Raw genomic sequence first — 1,657 nt, 5'->3', positions numbered from 1 at the left:
CATCCCGAACTCAGTAGTGAAACGATGCATCGCCGATGGTAGTGTGGGGTTTCCCCATGTGAGAGTAGGTCATCGTCAAGATTAAATTCCGAAACCCCATTTGCGAAAGCAGATGGGGTTTTGTTTTTTGTAGAAGTACATGAATTTCACCAGCACGCTGCAAAGGCAACGGTCTGGTCACAGAATTTCTTGACGACCATAGAGCATTGGAACCACCTGATCCCATCCCGAACTCAGCAGTGAAACGATGCATCGCCGATGGTAGTGTGGGGTTTCCCCATGTGAGAGTAGGTCATCGTCAAGATTAAATTTCGAAACCCCTGTCTGCTAACGCAGACAGGGGTTTTGTCGTTTAGGGCTCAACACAAGCCAGAGGATGCCATCCTCAGTCAAGTCGGCCGTATCCACGGCATTGTCCAATCGACTGCGCAGCCAACCGTAATGCTTGCTGTAAAGCGTCTGTACTGCGCACTCGAGAGATGGCATTGACAAAGACCTGGTCAATGTCCCGAGCCGCTACCATTGGTCGGTTTTTCACATTAAAAGAGGATGTATCTCACAAATCCCTAAGTTTTATCCGGACGAGGCCGAAAGCCTGATGAGCAATACGTGCACTGAAATAGAGCGGTCGAAGAGTCTGCCTATACCGTTACATGGAAAGTTGCATCCGGCACGCTCACCCATTTTTGGCAAAAAGAAGTCGATGAAATGAATCTCAAATTCAGTCATAAAATTCTGTTGGCCGCGTCAGGCGTTGTGGTTTTGGCCTTCGCGTTATTCACGCTGTACAACGACTATCTGCAACGCAGCACCATCAAACAAAACCTGGAGTCGTCCATCCAGCAGTCAGGCGATCTGACGGCCAGCAGCGTGCAGAACTGGCTCAGTGGCCGGGTGCTGGTCCTGGAAGCTCTTGCGCAAAACATTGCCTATCAAGGCAGCAATGCTGACCTGCCAGGGTTGGTCGATCAATCGGCTTTCACGTCGAACTTTCAGTTCACCTACGTTGGCCAAACCAATGGCGTCTTCACCCAGCGTCCTGACGCGAAAATGCCGGATAGTTACGATCCGCGTCAGCGCCCCTGGTACAAGCAGGCAGTCGCCGCGGACAAGACCATGCTCACGCCGCCCTATATGGCCGCTGTGGGTGGCTTGATCGTTACCATCGCCATGCCGGTCAAGAAGCACGGTGAACTGCTCGGTGTGGTTGGCGGTGACTTGAGCCTGCAAACCCTGGTGAAGATCATCAACTCGGTGGATTTCGGCGGTATCGGTCATGCGTTTCTGGTTAGCGGCGACGGTCAGGTCATCGTCAGTCCGGACCAGGACCAGGTGATGAAAAATCTCAAGGACATCTACCCAGGTACCAATGTCCGCATCGAGAAGGTCAATCAGGATGTGCTCCTCAAGGGTCAGGATCGAATTCTGTCTTTTACCCCGATCAGCGACTTGCCGAATGCAGACTGGTACATCGGTCTGTCGATCGACAAAGATAAAGCCTACGCACAGCTGGGTAAATTCCGTACGTCGGCCTTGATCGCTATGTTCATCGCTGTCGCGGCGATTGCCGTTCTATTGAGCTTGCTGATCCAGGTGTTGATGCGCCCGCTGACCACCATGGGCCGCGCCATGCAGGATATCGCCCAGGGCGAGGGTG

The 1,657-nt window shown here is 52.7% G+C and carries 1 protein-coding gene and 1 rRNA gene; both read left to right on the top strand.

Going from position 1 to position 1,657, the window contains the following annotated elements:
- The first annotated feature begins 188 nt into the window (after nucleotides 1–188).
- Nucleotides 189–304, top strand: a 5S ribosomal RNA gene (gene rrf, locus FQ182_RS29540).
- 404 nt (nucleotides 305–708) lie between these two features.
- Nucleotides 709–1,657 (top strand): cache domain-containing protein (locus FQ182_RS29535; RefSeq protein ID WP_178114557.1); only part of this gene is annotated, 949 nt, incomplete at its 3' end.

The organism is Pseudomonas sp. ANT_H4 (assembly GCF_008369295.1).
Classification (GTDB): domain Bacteria; phylum Pseudomonadota; class Gammaproteobacteria; order Pseudomonadales; family Pseudomonadaceae; genus Aquipseudomonas.
The sequence above is the reverse complement of the archived record's forward strand: the minus strand, read 5'-3'. Positions and strand labels throughout refer to the sequence as shown.